Source organism: Denitrobacterium sp. (assembly GCF_056180635.1).
This window is the reverse complement of sequence record NZ_JAZZJS010000079.1, coordinates 58,389-74,333: the sequence shown is the minus strand read 5'-3', so window position 1 is coordinate 74,333 and position 15,945 is coordinate 58,389. Positions and strand designations below refer to the sequence as shown.

General features: G+C 61.7%; 12 protein-coding genes and 1 riboswitch. Of the genes, 10 read left to right on the top strand and 2 right to left on the bottom strand.

Annotation, left to right across the window (positions count from 1 at the left end; translation table 11 throughout):
- The first annotated feature begins 88 nt into the window (after window positions 1–88).
- The 7 genes from AC04P6_RS07125 to AC04P6_RS07095 all read left to right on the top strand — a co-directional run bounded on the left by AC04P6_RS07125 (window position 89) and on the right by AC04P6_RS07095 (window position 11,130).
- A complete protein-coding gene (locus AC04P6_RS07125) occupies window positions 89–4,663 on the top strand; it encodes a YhgE/Pip family protein (protein ID WP_475565926.1) in 4,575 nt (1,524 codons plus the stop codon).
- Between the two features lie 134 nt (window positions 4,664–4,797).
- Window positions 4,798–5,757 (top strand): 3'-5' exonuclease, encoded by a 960-nt coding sequence (locus AC04P6_RS07120; protein ID WP_475565925.1) that lies wholly within the window; start codon window positions 4,798–4,800, stop codon window positions 5,755–5,757.
- A 92-nt stretch (window positions 5,758–5,849) separates the two neighbouring features.
- A riboswitch (adenosylcobalamin-variant (AdoCbl-variant) riboswitch) is annotated at window positions 5,850–5,932 on the top strand.
- A 70-nt stretch (window positions 5,933–6,002) separates the two neighbouring features.
- On the top strand, window positions 6,003–7,451 hold the full coding sequence (locus AC04P6_RS07115; RefSeq protein WP_475565924.1) for a hypothetical protein: 1,449 nt from the start codon (window positions 6,003–6,005) through the stop codon (window positions 7,449–7,451).
- Window positions 7,438–8,232 (top strand): DUF4430 domain-containing protein, encoded by a 795-nt coding sequence (locus AC04P6_RS07110; RefSeq protein WP_475565923.1) that lies wholly within the window; start codon window positions 7,438–7,440, stop codon window positions 8,230–8,232. The genes AC04P6_RS07115 and AC04P6_RS07110 overlap by 14 nt, the downstream gene beginning before the upstream one ends.
- Window positions 8,232–9,083 (top strand): energy-coupling factor transporter transmembrane component T, encoded by an 852-nt coding sequence (locus tag AC04P6_RS07105; protein WP_475565922.1) that lies wholly within the window; start codon window positions 8,232–8,234, stop codon window positions 9,081–9,083. Before AC04P6_RS07110 ends, AC04P6_RS07105 begins: the two co-directional genes overlap by 1 nt.
- Window positions 9,068–10,453, top strand: coding sequence for an ABC transporter ATP-binding protein (locus AC04P6_RS07100; RefSeq protein ID WP_475565921.1), 1,386 nt, complete (start codon window positions 9,068–9,070; stop codon window positions 10,451–10,453). Before AC04P6_RS07105 ends, AC04P6_RS07100 begins: the two co-directional genes overlap by 16 nt.
- On the top strand, window positions 10,453–11,130 hold the full coding sequence (locus tag AC04P6_RS07095; RefSeq protein WP_475565920.1) for an ECF transporter S component: 678 nt from the start codon (window positions 10,453–10,455) through the stop codon (window positions 11,128–11,130). The genes AC04P6_RS07100 and AC04P6_RS07095 overlap by 1 nt, the downstream gene beginning before the upstream one ends.
- A 95-nt stretch (window positions 11,131–11,225) precedes the next feature.
- Here the strand turns inward: AC04P6_RS07095 and AC04P6_RS07090 are convergent, their stop codons facing one another.
- The gene (locus tag AC04P6_RS07090; protein ID WP_475565919.1) at window positions 11,226–11,405 is read right to left on the bottom strand and encodes a hypothetical protein; all 180 of its coding nucleotides are present in this window, start codon (window positions 11,403–11,405) and stop codon (window positions 11,226–11,228) included.
- 78 nt (window positions 11,406–11,483) lie between these two features.
- A complete protein-coding gene (locus AC04P6_RS07085) occupies window positions 11,484–12,341 on the bottom strand; it encodes a P-loop NTPase (protein WP_475565918.1) in 858 nt (285 codons plus the stop codon).
- Between the two features lie 244 nt (window positions 12,342–12,585).
- Between AC04P6_RS07085 and glmS the strand changes: the two genes are divergently transcribed.
- From glmS to AC04P6_RS07070, 3 genes are read left to right on the top strand one after another with little or no spacing between them, the layout of a single operon-like run.
- Window positions 12,586–14,412 (top strand): glutamine--fructose-6-phosphate transaminase (isomerizing), encoded by a 1,827-nt coding sequence (gene glmS / locus AC04P6_RS07080; protein WP_475565916.1) that lies wholly within the window; start codon window positions 12,586–12,588, stop codon window positions 14,410–14,412.
- Between the two features lie 9 nt (window positions 14,413–14,421).
- Window positions 14,422–15,048 carry a holo-ACP synthase gene (acpS, locus tag AC04P6_RS07075; RefSeq protein WP_475565915.1) on the top strand — a complete coding sequence of 209 codons (627 nt, stop codon included), beginning with the start codon at window positions 14,422–14,424 and terminating at the stop codon, window positions 15,046–15,048.
- Window positions 15,045–15,920, top strand: a complete 876-nt coding sequence (locus AC04P6_RS07070; protein ID WP_475565914.1) for an NAD(P)H-hydrate dehydratase — start codon at window positions 15,045–15,047, stop codon at window positions 15,918–15,920. The genes acpS and AC04P6_RS07070 overlap by 4 nt, the downstream gene beginning before the upstream one ends.
- Window positions 15,921–15,945: the final 25 nt, after the last annotated feature.

Sequence of the window (15,945 nt, the reverse complement as noted above, 5' to 3'; positions counted from 1 at the left end):
ATTGCCATGAGCGGAATGCAAGCACGGGGATTGATATGCCATCGTGAGAACGTCGCTTGACATATTGAAGCGAGACGTAATTGCGCTCGTGAAGAATCCCATCGCCTTGTTGGTGGTGGGTGCTCTCCTTGTGCTGCCTGGCTTGTACGCGTGGTACTGCATCGTGGCAAACTGGGATCCGTACTCGCATACCGGGAACATCCCCATCGCCGTCGTAAACGAGGACGAAGGCGCTACGCACAACTTAGCGGGCGACATCAACATTGGCCAGCAGGTCATGGGGGAACTCGAGGATAACGACAGCATTGATTGGCGGGTCTTCGACAGCAGGGAAGAGGCGTTGGAGGCCGTCGATGCAGGCGTTGCGTACGCTGCGATCGTGTTTCCCAGCGACTTGAGCGAAAACCTCGTCGGTATCTTCGACGGCTCGAGTGAAAAGCCCACGATTTACTATTACCCCAACGAAAAGTATAGTGCCGTTGCCACCAAGGTAAGCGACTCTGCCGCACAGACGCTGGTTCTCAAGATCAACCAGGGGTTTTCCTCCACGGTGAACAAGAAGATCCTGTCGTCAGCGCAGGACCTGACGGAGAAGCTCAACGTGAGGGCCGGCGAGACGCATCAATCGGTATTAGAGGAAATGCGGTCAATTCAGGCCGACCTCGACACGGCGGTCGCCTCGCTCGACGACGCGTCATCCTCCATCGCGGGCTGGCGCACGGCGGCCCAGGAGGCTCGGGATTCCCTCGTGACGACGTCCGAGCTGCTGCCGGGGATAGCCTCTTCGCTGGACGATTCGGGTGCCCAGCTAAATGACTTGCGCTCTGGCCTGGGTGATTACGAGGCCCGCCTCTCTACCAATGTCCTTTCGTCGGCGGCGAGCGTGTCATCCATGTCGAGCCAGGCGGCGGTTTCGCTCGGCAACGCAAAGGAGGATCTTGCGCGCGTAAGCGAAGACCTTCAGCGCATCATCGACGTTGCGTCGGGCACGGGCGACGAGGAGCTCAAGAGCACAGCGGAGAGCCTCTCATTTGCCATTACGCTCATACGTGGCGCCGTAGACGGGGCAGATGCCCGCGTTCAGGAAATCAATGACACCGTCCAGCAGACGACCGATGGCGTAACGGACGTTACCAGTCGCATCCACGGCGACGCCATGCCCAAGCTCGACCAGGGCACGACCGACCTCTATCTGTCGCTGACGAACCTTTCCGTCGCCCTAAGGCAATTCGAACCGCAAATCGATGGCCTATGCAACGTGCTGTCCGAAACGGATGCTGCGTTGGCTACGGCCGAGACTTCGGTTGCTGACGCCAAGATCTTGCTAGGCACCATTCGCGACAACTTGGATGGCACCATGCAGGACATCGGTGCCATCGGTGGGGCCCTCGAGCTGGAAAAGCTTACGGAGCTTCTGGGCGTCGACGTCGAAAACGCGGGCACGTTCATCTCGACGCCCGTGCAGATGACCACCGTTGAGCTTTATCCCGTTTCCAACTACGGCACGGCGGTTGCTCCGTTCTACACTAACTTGGCGTTGTGGGTGGGTTGCTTCATCCTGGTGTCGCTCATGAAGGTCGAGGTCATGGGCTTCTCGGAGGCTAGCGCACGGCAGCGCTACTTCGGTCGCTGGATGCTGTTCGTCATCTTGTCGCTCTTGCAGTCGCAGGCGATTTGCGGCGTCGACATCCTGCTGGGCATCGATTGCGCCAACCCCGTGCTGTTCATGCTGGCTGGGGCGGTGTGCTCGTTCGCGTACATGAACCTCATCTACGCGCTGGTGAAAACGTTCCGCAATATCGGTAAGACGCTGTGCATCTTCCTGCTGGTAATGCAGGTGCCAGGTTCGTCGGGCATGTATCCCATCCAGATGATGCCCGATTTCTTCCAGTTCATTCATCCTGCGCTCCCGTTCACCTATGGCATCGACGCCATGCGCGAGGCGCTTTCGGGGCTGTACGGGTCGGCGTACGTTCTCGACTTGCTAGCCCTGTTGCTCATCGTTCCCGGGGCCCTCTTCATTGGCCTGGGGCTTCGTTCGCTCATGGCCAATCTGCTCGTGATGTTCGACGACGAAATGCGCAAGACGGGCTTTTTCGCAAGCGAGGATTACGAAGGGCAGATGGAGCGTCGCGGCATGCGCGGCATCGTGCGCGCGCTCATGGCGCACGACGATTATGCGGAGGAGGTGGAGCGCCGGGCTTATAGCTTCTACCGTCGGTATCCGCACATTCGCAGGGTGGGCGTGACGGCGCTGTGGGTAATTCCCCTCGTCGTGCTCATCGTCATGCTGCCGCTGAATAGCGCGCTCAACCTGGGTACCGATACGAAGCTTGCGGTGCTCGTGGGGATGCTCGTGTTCTTGCTCATCGTGCAGATGGGCCTTATCGTTCAGGAGTACACGCATGCAACGGTGCGGGAGGAAGCGCAGCTCATCGGGCAGGATTTGCTGGTTGAGTTCGGACTTGAACCACCTGCCGAAAGCGAGGGCGCGAGCGTTGTTCCCGCAGTGGAAGCGCTGCAGAAGAAGCCCTCTCGCCGTGGGCCAACGCGCGATATCTTCGTTACGGACCTGCGCCTTGGTTCCAAGAGCGTCATCGGCGTTGTTGTGACCGTGTTGCTGGTGGTAACGCCTTCGATTTACGCGTGGTTCAACATCGCCAGTAGCTGGGACCCGTATGGGGCGACGGGCGGACTGAAGGTTGCCGTTGCCAACGAGGATGCAGGGTACAAGGGCGATTTGCTGCCTATAACCATCAACGTGGGCGACACCGTGGTCTCGCAGCTGCGCGGTAACTCTAGCTTCAACTGGGTGTTCGTGGATGACGAGGAGGCGGCGAAGGCGGGCGTCGATAGCAGCGAGTACTACGCCGCCATCGTGATTCCGTCCGATTTCAGCGCTAACTTGCTTACGTACCTTACGGAAGACACCGCGTATCCCAACGTGCTCTACTACACGAATGAGAAGGAGAATCCCATTGCGCCCATCATCACGCAGAAGGGCGCCGCTTCCATACAGGAAAGCATCCGCGTCAGCTTTACCGAACGCGTGGACCAAGTCTCGCTTGGCATAGCCTATGACATCCTGAGCTACGTGAAGAACCCGAAGATGAGCGACTACGTGGCCAAGATGAGCCGCCATCTGGATGACGCAACCGCCGATGCGAAGAGCGCGGCAAAGCAATTGGGGACGCTGTCTGGCCTGATGCGCACAACGTCGAGCATCGTCGACTTGCTGGGCGCCACGCTCGATGGGCTTCAGGAGTCGGCGGACACCGCGAAGGGCGCGCTTGCCGATGCGGAATCGGGCGCGCAGAGCGCGTCGGAATCGCTTGAGGAGCAAATTGGCATCATCCGCGATTCGTTCAGCGGGGATTCGGTGAACGTGGACAAGGTGACTGACGCGATGAACGTTGCGCTCGACATGCTCTCGCTTGCCGCCGATGCGGTGCCGGGCATCATCCAGGAGCGCATCGACCGATTCCAGCAGCTCATGGGCGAGAGCGGCGTGAGCGAGGCGGAGAAGCAGCAGACCCAGGTGCTCATCGACAGCCTTAAGGCCGCGAAGGAGCACGCGGAGTCGACCGCCCGTTCGGTGCATGAGGCCCAGCAGGAGGCCAATGCTATCGTCGATAGCGCTCAGGCAGACGTTGGGGAGGCGAAGCGCCTCTTCAACGATGAAATCGCGCCAGCTTATGATGCCCTGCGCTCGTCCATCGGCAATGCGGCATCGTCTGCGAAGAGCATCGTTTCGGATCTGGATGGTGCCGTCTCGGGCTTGGGCGATAGCACGGGTGGTTTGTCTAACCAGCTTGACACGTTTGCGAACGGTCTTTCGGATGCGTCGGGCAAGCTCGATTCGGCGGCGACGCGCGTTGGGGATGCGAAGCAGCGCGTGGCCGATGCGCTTGCCTCGGGCGATGTGAAGCAAATCGAGCAAATCATCCTGGGCAACGACGCCGAGACGATGGCAGCAAACCTTGCCCGCCCCGTGCAGCTCGAACGCGAGCCGGTCTATTCCGTTTCCAATTACGGTTCGGCCATGGCGTCGTTCTATACGGTCCTCTCGCTGTGGGTGGGCGCCCTCGTCATGATTTCCACCATGCGCGTGCGCATCGTGGAAGAGCGCTTGGAAGAGCTGCGGAAACGCTACGGGAAGATTCGCCCGCGTCACGAATTCTTCGGTCGGTACGGCATCTTCTGCGTCATTGGCTTGCTTCAGAGCTCGCTCGTGCTGCTGGGCGACCTGACGCTGCTGCGCATCCAATGCGCCGATCCGGTAGGGTTTTTCCTGTTGGGCCTGTTCGTAGGGCAGATGTTCTGCCTAATCGTATATACGATCACCGAGCTCTTCGGCGATGTGGGCAAGGCGGTCTGCGTCATTCTGCTCATCATGCAGGTGGCGGCTTCGGGTGGCACGTTCCCCGTGGAGATGTTCGACCCCATCCTCATCGATGTCGCGGCGTACCTGCCATTTACCTATGCCATGACGCTGCTGCAGGAATGCGTTGCGGGCCCGTTGCTGGTGAATGTGGTCATTGGCGTTGCCGCTCTCTTGTTCATGGCGGGCGCCATGCTCGTGCTGGGGCTTCCGCTGCGGCGCCCGTTCAGGAAGATGAATACGTTCTTCGAAGAGCAGCTCGAGAAGACGGGGTACATGTAACGCCCGATTGCAAGGCTTCGCCAGGTCGCGGGCGCTTTGCCCTGCGTGGAGGTTTCCTTGGCGCTTCGATGGGCTCGCGCCCGGATGATACAATGCGGAATCGAAAACCATAATGCCACGGGCAAGGAGCACGCATGAACGTAAACGAGGCGCTCGAACACGCTAATTCATTCTTTATCGCCGATTTCATCTACGCCGCGGGCGATGGCGCCATGCGGTCCGAGCGCATGAAGAACGAAGAGGCCATTCAGCAGCTCGTTGCGGCGTACTTCGAGCAGGAGAACCCTCCGTTTTCGTTTGACATCGTCTTGGAACTCGCCGACCGCAATCGCGATCTGTGCGACAACCTGGGCACCGCCTACAACGGCGACCGTGGCCTGAATCTGCCGCGCGGCCTTTCCGACGAAACCACCATTGCGGGCATCGCCGCCATGCAGGGCAATACCGTGAAGCGCGTTGCCAAGAAGCTGCAGGGCATCGACGCGGTGGGGCAGGGTTATCGCCTGGCGCCCATGGGCGGCACCGTCGTGGGCATCGACATCGAAACGACCTCGCGTAACCCCGACCGCGGTTACATCATCGACGTGGGTTGGGAAACGATGGAGGTCGCCGAGGGCCAGACGCCCGTCGACCCGCATACGGCCCGCTGCGGCCTGCCCGCCATGTATGAGCAGATTGGCGTGCCGCTTTCGGAGGTGCATGGCATTACCTGGCCCGACGTGGCCGACAAGAAGCCGTTCCGCGAGGACAAGGAACTGCAGGCCCAGGTGCTCGCGGCCTTGGAATCGCACCCCTATATGGCACACAATGCCGCGTTCGAAGATGCGTGGTTCCTGCTGAACCTGCCGGGCTACGCCGAGGGGCGCAAGGCTGGTCGCATCATTCCCATCGACACGCGCGAAATCTGCCGCGCCATCGACACCGATGCCGCCTCTATCTCCTTCAAGCAGCGCCCGTATGCGCTCGAGAGCTGGGCGCGTCGCCGTGGCACGCTTGCCGCCGACGAAAACGAGCGCCATCTGGGCCTGGACGACACCGAGCTCATGATGCGCACCGTAGTTGCCGAACTGAGCCGCGCGAGCTTGTTGAAATAGGCGTGAACCTGCACCCTCGCGAAAGCGAGGGTGCTACAATGTCGGGATTGATATTGGCAAGGTGGAATGCGCCGGGCGCGGCGCGGGCGGCAGTGCGATGCCGCCTGGGGAAATGCGAGTGAGACTCTCGCGCTATACCAGTAACCGTAAATGCCATCGGAGGGAGCCCTCGCAGGCGTGCGAGCCCTTCGGATAAGGCGAAGTCGGAATGCCCATCTACCGCATAGCCCTGGAAGGAAGGTCCCATGCTGGGGAAACTATCTCGTCGTGCTCCTATCGGAGCGTTCTTCGCGGCAGCACTCGTGTGCTCCGCCCTCTTCGGATTTGCGGCAGTGCCGCAGGCGTACGCAGGCGATACGCAGCTTGTTACGCAGGATGTGTCTGCCAATTTGCCCGATGCAGACAAGCAAGAGCAGCTGCTCTACAACCTTACCGAGCGATTTGCCGCTACTGGTGGCGACGAGGCGATTACCAATGATACGTATTATGCCGCACTCGCCCAGAACGTCCTCGGCATTCATGTGAATCTTGATGCAGAGGCTATCGAGAAGAGCGTTGTGGCATATCTGCAACAGGGCGGTGTGAATGCTGGTACTCTTGCCAAGTACATCACGGCTCTTCAGGCTGCGGGCGTTGATTGCTCTGCTATGCAGTATGGCGGCAAGACGTACGACCTTATTGCGAGCATGGGCGAAGCCATGGACGCAAACAGCATGGGCATTTACAACGCCGTGTGCATTTTGCCCGTGTACACCTTCGGCTACGATATGTCGGGCGCCAAGTACACCAAGGCCGAGTTCATTGAAGCTATTCTGAGCGCTCAACAGGCCAACGGTTTGTTTGGCTCTGAATATGCTGGCACCCTGTACACGGACGTGACCACTTCGTCTCAGGCTCTTCTGGCTCTCAACCTGGTGCGCGACGACGATGCGAGCATCGATGCTGCCGCCGATAAGGCTATCGCAGCGATAAAGTCGCTTCAGCAGGACGATGGAAGCATCAAGTACGAGGAAAATGAAGCATACGCCAGCACGCATGTGGACTCCACGGCTTTGGCCATTGTCGCTTTTTCTGCTTGGGGTATAGACGTTACGAGCAGCGATTTCACCACGGAGAACGGCTCTACGCCGCTTGGCTTTCTGGTTGCTTTTGCTAATGCAGACCTTAACGGTATGGATGATGATTTGATTTTCAACGAGTCCATGTCGGCTTCTGCGGTGTTCCTCGCTCTGGCGACGATTGACGCCAACGAGGCTGTTGGCTCTATGGTAAATCCACTCGAAATGAAGTTCTCGATGTACCGTCTGTACAACCCGAACTCGGGCGAGCATTTCTACACTAAGACCACGGCCGAGCGCAACCATCTGGTGAGCGTGGGTTGGAGCGATGAATCGTACGGCTGGGTTTCCCCGGCTGTGTCGGATGCCCCGATCTACCGCCTGTACAATCCTAACGCCGGCGACCACCATTACACCGCCAGCGCCGAGGAGCGCGACAACCTGGTCTCGTTGGGCTGGAACTACGAGGGCATCGGCTGGTACAGCGATGTCGATAAGACCGTTCCGCTGTATCGCCAGTACAACCCCAATGCCATTGCGGGCGCTCATAACTTCACTACCCATACCAGCGAGCGCGACACCCTGGTTTCGCTGGGCTGGCACGACGAAGGCATAGCCTGGTATGGCGTCAAATAGCGAAACGCGCCCAACGGAAGCAATCGACGAGCGCATCGCGCCCGGCGCGCCCGCCTGCCAGGAGCCTGCTCCTGCGCGGGTGGGCGCCCGCGTTGTCGCGGGCATCGCACTCGCCGTTGCGGTGGTGCTCGCCTGCGTAAGCGGTGCGGTGTTCGTCACGTCTTCCCCGCAGGGCGCGCAGGAAAGCCAGCAGGCGACCGTAACCCAGCAGGAAGCGGCCGAATCGAACGGCAGCGCCGAAGCGGCGCATCAGGAAGCGGCTGCCGAGCAGCAGGAATCCGCTCAAGAGGAACAGCAGCAGGAGGGTGCTCCAGAAGAGGCCGCGGCAGAGGCGCAAGCCCAGCAGGAGGCTCAGTCCGCCTCGGGCGATCAGCCCCAGCAGTCCGCGGAATCGGGCTCGTCCGCCGCGGCTCCCGCGTCAAGCGCACCGTCTGCCCCCGCACAGGAGCAGGCCGCAACCGTAACGGTGAAGATCGCGATCGATTCTTCGAATGCGCATGCGTATAACAGCGATTACCCCTCGTCGATGGGCAGCAAGACGCTCACGCTCGAAGAGGGCTCCACTGTGTGGGATGCGCTCAATTCCATGGGCGTGAGCGTGCGCGGCAGCTCCACGTACGTCCGCTCGATCAACGGGCTCTCCGAATTCGACTGCGGCAACAGCAGCGGCTGGATGTACAAGGTGAACGGCTCGTTGCCCACGAAAACCTGCGGTAACTACGTGCTTTCCGATGGCGATTCCATTCTGTGGGCGTATACGTGCACGATGGGCGACGTGTGATGCGCAACCCGTTCGCCTTATGCCACCCTGGCGTAACGCTGAGCTACCTGGCCCTCGTCATCGTGCTTGCCATGGCGATGGTGCATCCCGTATACACGTCCCTTGCCGTTGCCGGGGCGCTTTCCGCGGCGCTGTATGTGCGCGGATGGCGCCCCTGCTTGCGCATGCTAGCGTATTTGGTTCCGTTTGCCCTGGTAATTGCCACGTTGAATGCGTTCATCGTGGGTTCGGGCTCCACGGTAATGCTCGAGGCGCTTGGCGTCGTGCTCTATGCGGAGTCGTTCGCCTACGGGCTGTGCATGGGCGGCATGTTCACGGCGATGTGCCTGTGGTTTTCCGTGTTCGGCAGCGTGCTCGATAGCGAGGCGATTCTCGCGCTCCTTTCGAACCGCATGCCCGCAATCGCCCTTGTCATAAGCCAGATCATGCGCCTCGTGCCGCAGTTCGTGGCGCGTGGCCGCGATATCGCCAACGTGCAGCGTGCGGCGACGTCTGCCCATGGACGCACGCTCCCCGACGCCATGCGCACCATTTCGGTGCTGATGGGGTGGGGTATGGAAGATTCGCTCGTGCGTGGCGCGAGCATGCGCGCACGTGGCTATACGCGTGGGGGAGGGCGCACGGCGTATCGTCGCCACCGCTTCCGCTCGTTCGATGCGTGCGTGCTGCTTTGCGCCCTTGTCCTAGCGGCATTGGCGGGCCTTTCTATGGTGCAGGCATCCGCGACGTTTCATTTCTACCCGATAATCGCCGGGTACGTTTCGTGGTGGGGCGTGCTTGCCTACGTCCTGCTGATCATCGTTCCGTTCGCATGTGCGGGCAGGGAGGAACTGCTATGGCATACGCGGTAGAGGCGCATCGTCTTTCGTTCGCCTATCCGCTTCCGAATGAAGGCGGATACGGCGCACCCGTGCTGCGCAATCTGGACTTCCAGGTGGAGGCGGGTTCCTTCTGCTTGCTATGTGGGGAAACGGGCAGTGGCAAGACAACGCTGCTGTCGCTCATGAAGCCCGAAATCGCTCCCGTGGGGCATATGGAGGGCGAGCTATACGTGCGCGAAGGCGGCATCGGGTTCGTGTTCCAGCATCCCGAAGACCAGATCGTGTGCGATTCCGTATGGCATGAGCTTGCGTTTGGCCTGGAAAACATTGGCATGGACCCCGACGAGATGCGTCGTCGCGTTGCGGAAGTCGCGCATTACTTCGGCATCGAGACGTGGATGCGCCGACGTACCGCCGATTTGTCGGGCGGGCAGATGCAGCTTTTGAACCTCGCATCCATCATCGCGCTGCGCCCGGGGCTGCTTCTGCTCGACGAGCCTACGGCGCAGCTCGATCCGCACGCGCAACGCCTGTTCATCGACCTGCTTGGCCGCGTTCACCGCGACCTGGGCGTAACGGTTATCGTTGCCACGCATGCGCCTGAAATGTACGCGGCGTACGCGAGCGATACCCTTTGCCTTTCCGAGCTCGCACCGCTAGCGCCGCTGCCCGAGCTGGGCGCACCTGGCGCTAGCGCCACTGGCGAAGCGTGCGTGCGCGTGTCCGACCTGCACGTTCGCTATGGGCGGCAGGAACCGTGGGTGCTGCGCGGTGCCGATTTGGAGCTTGCGCCCGGCGAGGTGCACGCCATCGTGGGTGGGAACGGCTGCGGCAAGAGCACGCTTTTGCGCACCATCGCGGGTGTCGTGGCTCCTGCGCGCGGGCATGCGCGTAATGCGCTCATTCGCGAGCAGGCGCTTCTGCCGCAGAATCCCAAGACGCTCTTCGTTTGCGATTCGGTGGCCGATGAACTGCACGAATGGCACGAGCGTTGCGGCTATGGCGTGGAAGAGGAGCGTGAAATGGCGCAGCGGTTCGGGCTGGATGGCATGCTCGATCGTCATCCGTACGACCTCTCGGGCGGGCAATTGCAGCATCTCGCGCTCGCGAAGCTGCTGCTGTGCAAACCAAGGCTCCTGCTTGCCGACGAGCCTGCGAAGGGCTTGGACGCCCACGCTCAGGCGAACGTCGTGCGTACGCTGCGCGAGCTCGCGCGCGAGGGCGTGTGCGTGGCGCTCGTGACCCATGACGTCGATTTCGCGCGCGTGGTCGCCGATCGCGTGAGCATGCTGTTCGATGGCCAGGTGGTATGCACGCAGCCCGCGGAAAGCTTCTTCGCCGACAATCTCATTTATACGCCCCATGATCAGGCGCGCCTGTTTGGGGCGATGGAATCGTAATGCGCAGCGCAATCGAAATAGCGTGCCTTCTGGCGGTGCCCCTCTGCCTGGGCGTGTGCGCGGTCCTTGGTATCGACCAGGTCGCGCTGCTGTCGGGCGTGGTGGTGCTTGCCTCGCTGGCGCTGTTCTTCATGCAGTTCGAGCGCAGTCGCCCGCGCCTGCGCGACATCATGCCCATCGCCGTGCTGTCGGCCCTGGCCGTGGCGGGTCGCATTCTGTTCGCGCCTCTGCCCGACGTGAAGCCCGTGTCGGCCATCGCTATCATCGCGGGCGTATCCTTTGGCCGCACGAGCGGCTTCATGGTAGGCGCGCTCACGGCGCTCGTTTCGAACTTCTTCTTCGGGCAGGGCCCCTGGACGCCGTGGCAGATGTACGCGTGGGGTCTGGTAGGCTATCTTGCCGGCGTATGCGCGCAGATGGGATGGTTCAAGCGCATGCCCGCCGTGCTTGCGTACGGCTTTCTTTCGGCGCTCATGTACGGCGCGATTCTGAACCTGTGGTCGCTTATCGGGTTCTTCCATCCGCAGACGTTCGCGGAAGGCCTGGCCATCTATGCGGTGGCCGTGCCGCTCGATGCGCTCCATGGCCTGGCGACCGATGGCTTCCTTCTTGCGCTCTACGTGCCATGGCGCAGGAAGCTCGAGCGCATCAAGCGCAAATACGCCCTGGTAGATTAGCTTTTTTCCAACTATTACGCGCCCAAACCGAAAACGGGACGACGGCCGCGTGGTCGTCGTCCCGTTGCATCTAGCCGCTGGAATGCGCGGCTGGCCTACCGCCAGGGATCGCGTTCGAAGAGCGGCTCGCGTTGCGGCGCGTCGTGCAGGTCGGAATACGGGTCGTATCCGTCGTCGTCTTCGTTGATGGCGCGGATGGGCTGGGTTTTCTTCGGCTTGGGCGCCTTGCGCTCGCTTTTGGCGGCGTTTTTGGGCTGCTTCTTCTCTTCGCTCATGAATGCGACTCCTTATATTCGGGCGCGAAAAGGGCGCCGGATGAACCGGCGCCCTCAGTGTACGCTATTTGCGGTAGCTTATGCGAACGTGCGCTGCGGTGCTGCGGCGATCTGGTCGATCACGGCATCGAGCGCGCCCTGCACGTCGTATTCCTCGACCTTGCCGGCGTCGCACTTCGCGGCGAATTCCGGATCGATGGGCAGCGTGGCGTAGGCGGGGATGCGGTACTTTTCCGCAACTTCCTTGCCCTGGGGCTTGCCGAACACGTACTGCTTTTCGCCGCAGTGCTGGCAGGAGTAGTATGCCATGTTCTCGACCAGGCCTAGCACGGGGACCTTCATCTCGTGGGCCAGATGCACGGCCTTGCCCACGATCATGGCCACGAGTTCCTGCGGGGCCGAGACGGTAACGATGCCGTCGACGGGCAGGCTCTGGAACACGGTGAGCAGAACGTCGGACGTTCCCGGAGGCATATCGACGAACATGTAGTCGATTTCGCCCCAGTTCACTTCGTTGAAGAACTGCTTGACGGTGCCGGAGACAACCGGGCCGCGCCAGGCCACGGGCATGTCTTCCTCGGGGAGCATGAGATTGGTGCTCACCATCTTGATGCCCGTCTGCGTCTGGCAGGGGAGGATGCCGTCTTTATCGGCGGTAAGGGGATTGGTGACGCCGAAGGCCTTCGGGATGGAGGGGCCGGTTACGTCGGCGTCGAGGATGGCGACCTTCTTGCCGCGCTTCTGCGCTTCGCTCGCCAGCAGGCAGGTGACCAGGCTCTTGCCTACGCCGCCCTTGCCGGAGACAACGCCGATGACGTGCTTCACGGTAGAGCGCTTGTTGGGCATGAGTACTTGGGGGCCGGTGCTCTCTCCGCCACCGCACCCAGCGGAAAGCATATTCTTTTCTTCTTCGCTGAGAGGAGCTTGTTCAGCCATGGATACCTTCTCTCGTCTCGCTCCTTATATGCTGAGCGGAATCGTAGCACAAGGGAGGTTGTTTTAAGCGGAGGATAAATCAAATGGCGGCAGTTATTTCTCCAGGTATTCGGCCCGTGCGGTTGCAGGGCCCGCCTCCGGTTGAGAAAATCTGTGGCTTCGCGCGCGGATTGAAGCGCGGAAGAGCGTGTTTTATTACACTAGGTTGAATGACTATGCACACGGCACCAAAGAAGGAGCGTATATGTGCGGCATTGTGGGTTACACCGGCACCCAGCCGGTTGTCGATAGATTGATTGAGGGGCTTCGCCGCCTGGAGTATCGCGGGTACGACTCCGCGGGCATCGCGGTGCAGGCCGGCGACGGCACGCTTTCCGTTACGCGCAGGGTTGGCAAGGTCAGCGGCCTGGCCAGCGCCGTGGCGAACGTGAACCCGGAAGCTACGTGCGGCATCGGCCACACGCGTTGGGCCACGCATGGCGTACCCAGCCAGCAGAACGCGCATCCCCATGTATCCTGCGATGGCGCCATTGCCGTCGTGCACAACGGCATTATCGAGAACTTCGCCGAACTGCGCGAAGAGCTTATCGCAAGCGGGCACGAATTCCGCAGCACCACCGATACCGAGGTAATCGCCCACCTGGTGGAAGAGGCCTACGAAGGCGACCTGCTGGAAGCCGTGCGCACCGCCACGGTGCGTTTGGTGGGCAGCTACGGCCTGGCCGTAACCTGCGCGAACGAGCCTGGTCGCATCGTGGTTACGCGCCGCGATTCCCCAATCGTGCTCGCGTACGGCGAAGACGGTAGCTACGTGGCTTCCGACATCATCGCCGTCATCCGCGCGAGCCGCGATGTCACGGTGCTGGGCGACGACCAATTCGCCGACATGCGCCCCGATGGCATTGCGTATTCCGACGCCCAGGGCGCCGAAATCGAACCGAACGTCATGCATGTCGACTGGGATATCGACGTTGCCGAAAAGGGCGGCTATCCCGACTTCATGCTGAAGGAAATTCACGAGCAGCCTCGCGTGGTGCGCGATACGCTGGCAGGCCGCATGGTGGGCGGCGCGCTGAAGATCAACGAGCTGGGCATGTCCCTCGAGGAACTGCAGCTCATCGATCGCGTGTACGTTATCGCCTGCGGCACAAGCTACCATGCTGGCCTGGTTGCCAAGCAGCTCATCGAGGCATGGGCCCGCATTCCAACCGAGGTGGAGGTGGCAAGCGAGTTCCGCTACCGCAATCCCATCATCACGCCCACCACGCTGGTGGTTGCCGTGTCGCAGTCGGGCGAAACGGCCGACACGCTGGCGGCTATCCGCGAGGCGCGCATCAAGGGCGGCAAGGTGTTCGGCATCACGAACGTCATTGGCAGCCCCGTGGCTCGCGAAAGCGACGGCGTCATCTACACGAAGGCCAACAAGGAAATCGCCGTGGCCTCCACGAAGAGCTTCCTGGGCCAGGTCGTAAGCCTCACGCTTCTTTCCATGGTGCTCGCGCAGGCCAAGGGCAAGTTCACGCAGGCGCAGACGCGTCTCCTGTTCCGCGAGCTCGCCGATACCGCCGAGCAGATCGAGACCATCCTGGCCGACACGAGCGCCATCGAAGAAGCCGCGCTCGCGTGCAAAGACGCCAACGATGCGCTCTTCATCGGCCGCGGCATGGGAAGCGCCATCAGCTACGAAGGCGCCCTGAAGCTCAAGGAAATCAGCTACCTGCACGCCGAGGCATACGCCGCCGGCGAAATGAAGCATGGCCCCATCGCCCTTCTTTCCGAAGGGTTCCCGGTTATCGCCGTGGCCACGCAGAGCCCCGTATACGACAAGGTCATCTCCAATATCCAGGAAAGCCGCACGCGCGGTGCCCTGGTCGTTGCCGTGGCAACCGAAGGCGACGAGGAGATTCGCAAGCACGCCGATTACGTCATCTACGTGCCCCGCGTGCGCGATGCGTTCAGCGCCATCACCGTCTCGGTGCCCCTGCAGCTGTTCGCCCGCGCCATCGCCGTGGCACGCGGTTGCGACGTCGACCAGCCGCGCAACCTGGCGAAATCGGTTACGGTCGAATAGGGTCGCGGCATGGCGCACAACCCCGAACAGCCCATCCAGGAACAGCCCGCTTCGCCCGAGACCGAGCCTTCGCCATTCGACGAGGGCGTGGGTCTGGGCGTCGACATCGTGCGCATCGACCGCATGCGCGCGGTGCTCGAGCGCTCCCCTCGTTTCAGGCAGCGCGTGTTCACGGAAGGGGAGCGCGCGTACTGCGATAAGACCAACCAGCCCGAAATTCACTACGCCACGCGCTTCGCCGCGAAGGAGGCCGTGCTCAAGGCGTTGGGAACGGGCTTTTCGAAGGGCATCGCTCCCGCCGACGTGGAAGTCGTGCGCCTGAAGAGCGGCCGTCCGCAGGTGCGTCTGCATCGCCGCGCGAAGGAAGTTGCCGACGAGCTGGGCGTTCGCGAACTGCCCATCTCGCTATCCTTCACGCATACCGATGCCGTGGCCTGCGCTATGGCCATCACGTTGGAGTCCGACCGCGCCACGGCGCGCCGCACCGACCCGATGGACGAGCTGGCCAAGCAGTTCAAGGAAACGCGTTCGCTGCTCGACGACATCCCCGTCAAGCGCCCCAAAACGCGTATGACGCCGTTTGGCGTACAGCAGGTTGCCGCGCACGATGCGAAGGGTTCCGGTGATGCGGAATGAGGCAGTATACCCAGAAGAACATCTACGACTTGCTCCCGTTTCCCGAACCGCAGATGAACAAGTATTCCCGCGGCAAGGTAACGCTCATCGTGGGAAGCGCGTCGTACCCTGGCGCCGCAGCGCTCGCCTCCATCGCGAGCCAGCGCGCTGGCGCGGGCTATACCGAGGTGTTCGTGGACGATAGCGTGGTGGCCCAGGTGCAGGCGCATCACCCCTCGCTCGTCGTGCGCTCGTGGGATATGTGGGATGCTTCCAGCTTGAAGCCCTCCACGCCCGACCATCCCCTTGCCTACGTCATTGGCAGTGGGTTCGATACGAACGACCCGTACATCGGCGCCATTCTGCGCCGCTTGCTGAAGAACGCCAAGGCGCCCGTGCTGGTGGATGGCGGCGCCCTGAAGCTCATGCCCGCGCGCAAGATGCGCGACATGTGCAAGCAGCGCTATCAAGATGGCTATCCCACCATCGTCACGCCCCATGGCGGGGAAGCGAAGGTACTGGCCAGCGTGTTTGCGCTGCCCGTAGACGACCCGGAAGAACTCGCGCTCACGCTTTCCCAGGCATATGGCGCCATCACCGTTCTGAAGGGGCCCGATACGTATATTTCGGATGGCGACAACGTGTACAGCATGACCGAGGGAACGGCCGCCCTGGCCAAGGCGGGCACGGGCGACGTGCTCGCGGGCATCATCGGGGCGTTTCTGGCCCAGGGGCTTGGCCCCATCGAGGCCTGCGTGCTTGGCACGACGCTGCATGCGCGCGCCGGTAAGCTTGCGGCCGAAGAGCTCACCAGCATTTCGGTATGCGCCGAGGACGTGATTCGCTTCATGCCCGCGGCTATCAAGGATATGTCCAGCGGCAGGGTCCAGTAGCCCTCGCCCTGTTCGCGCTTAGGAA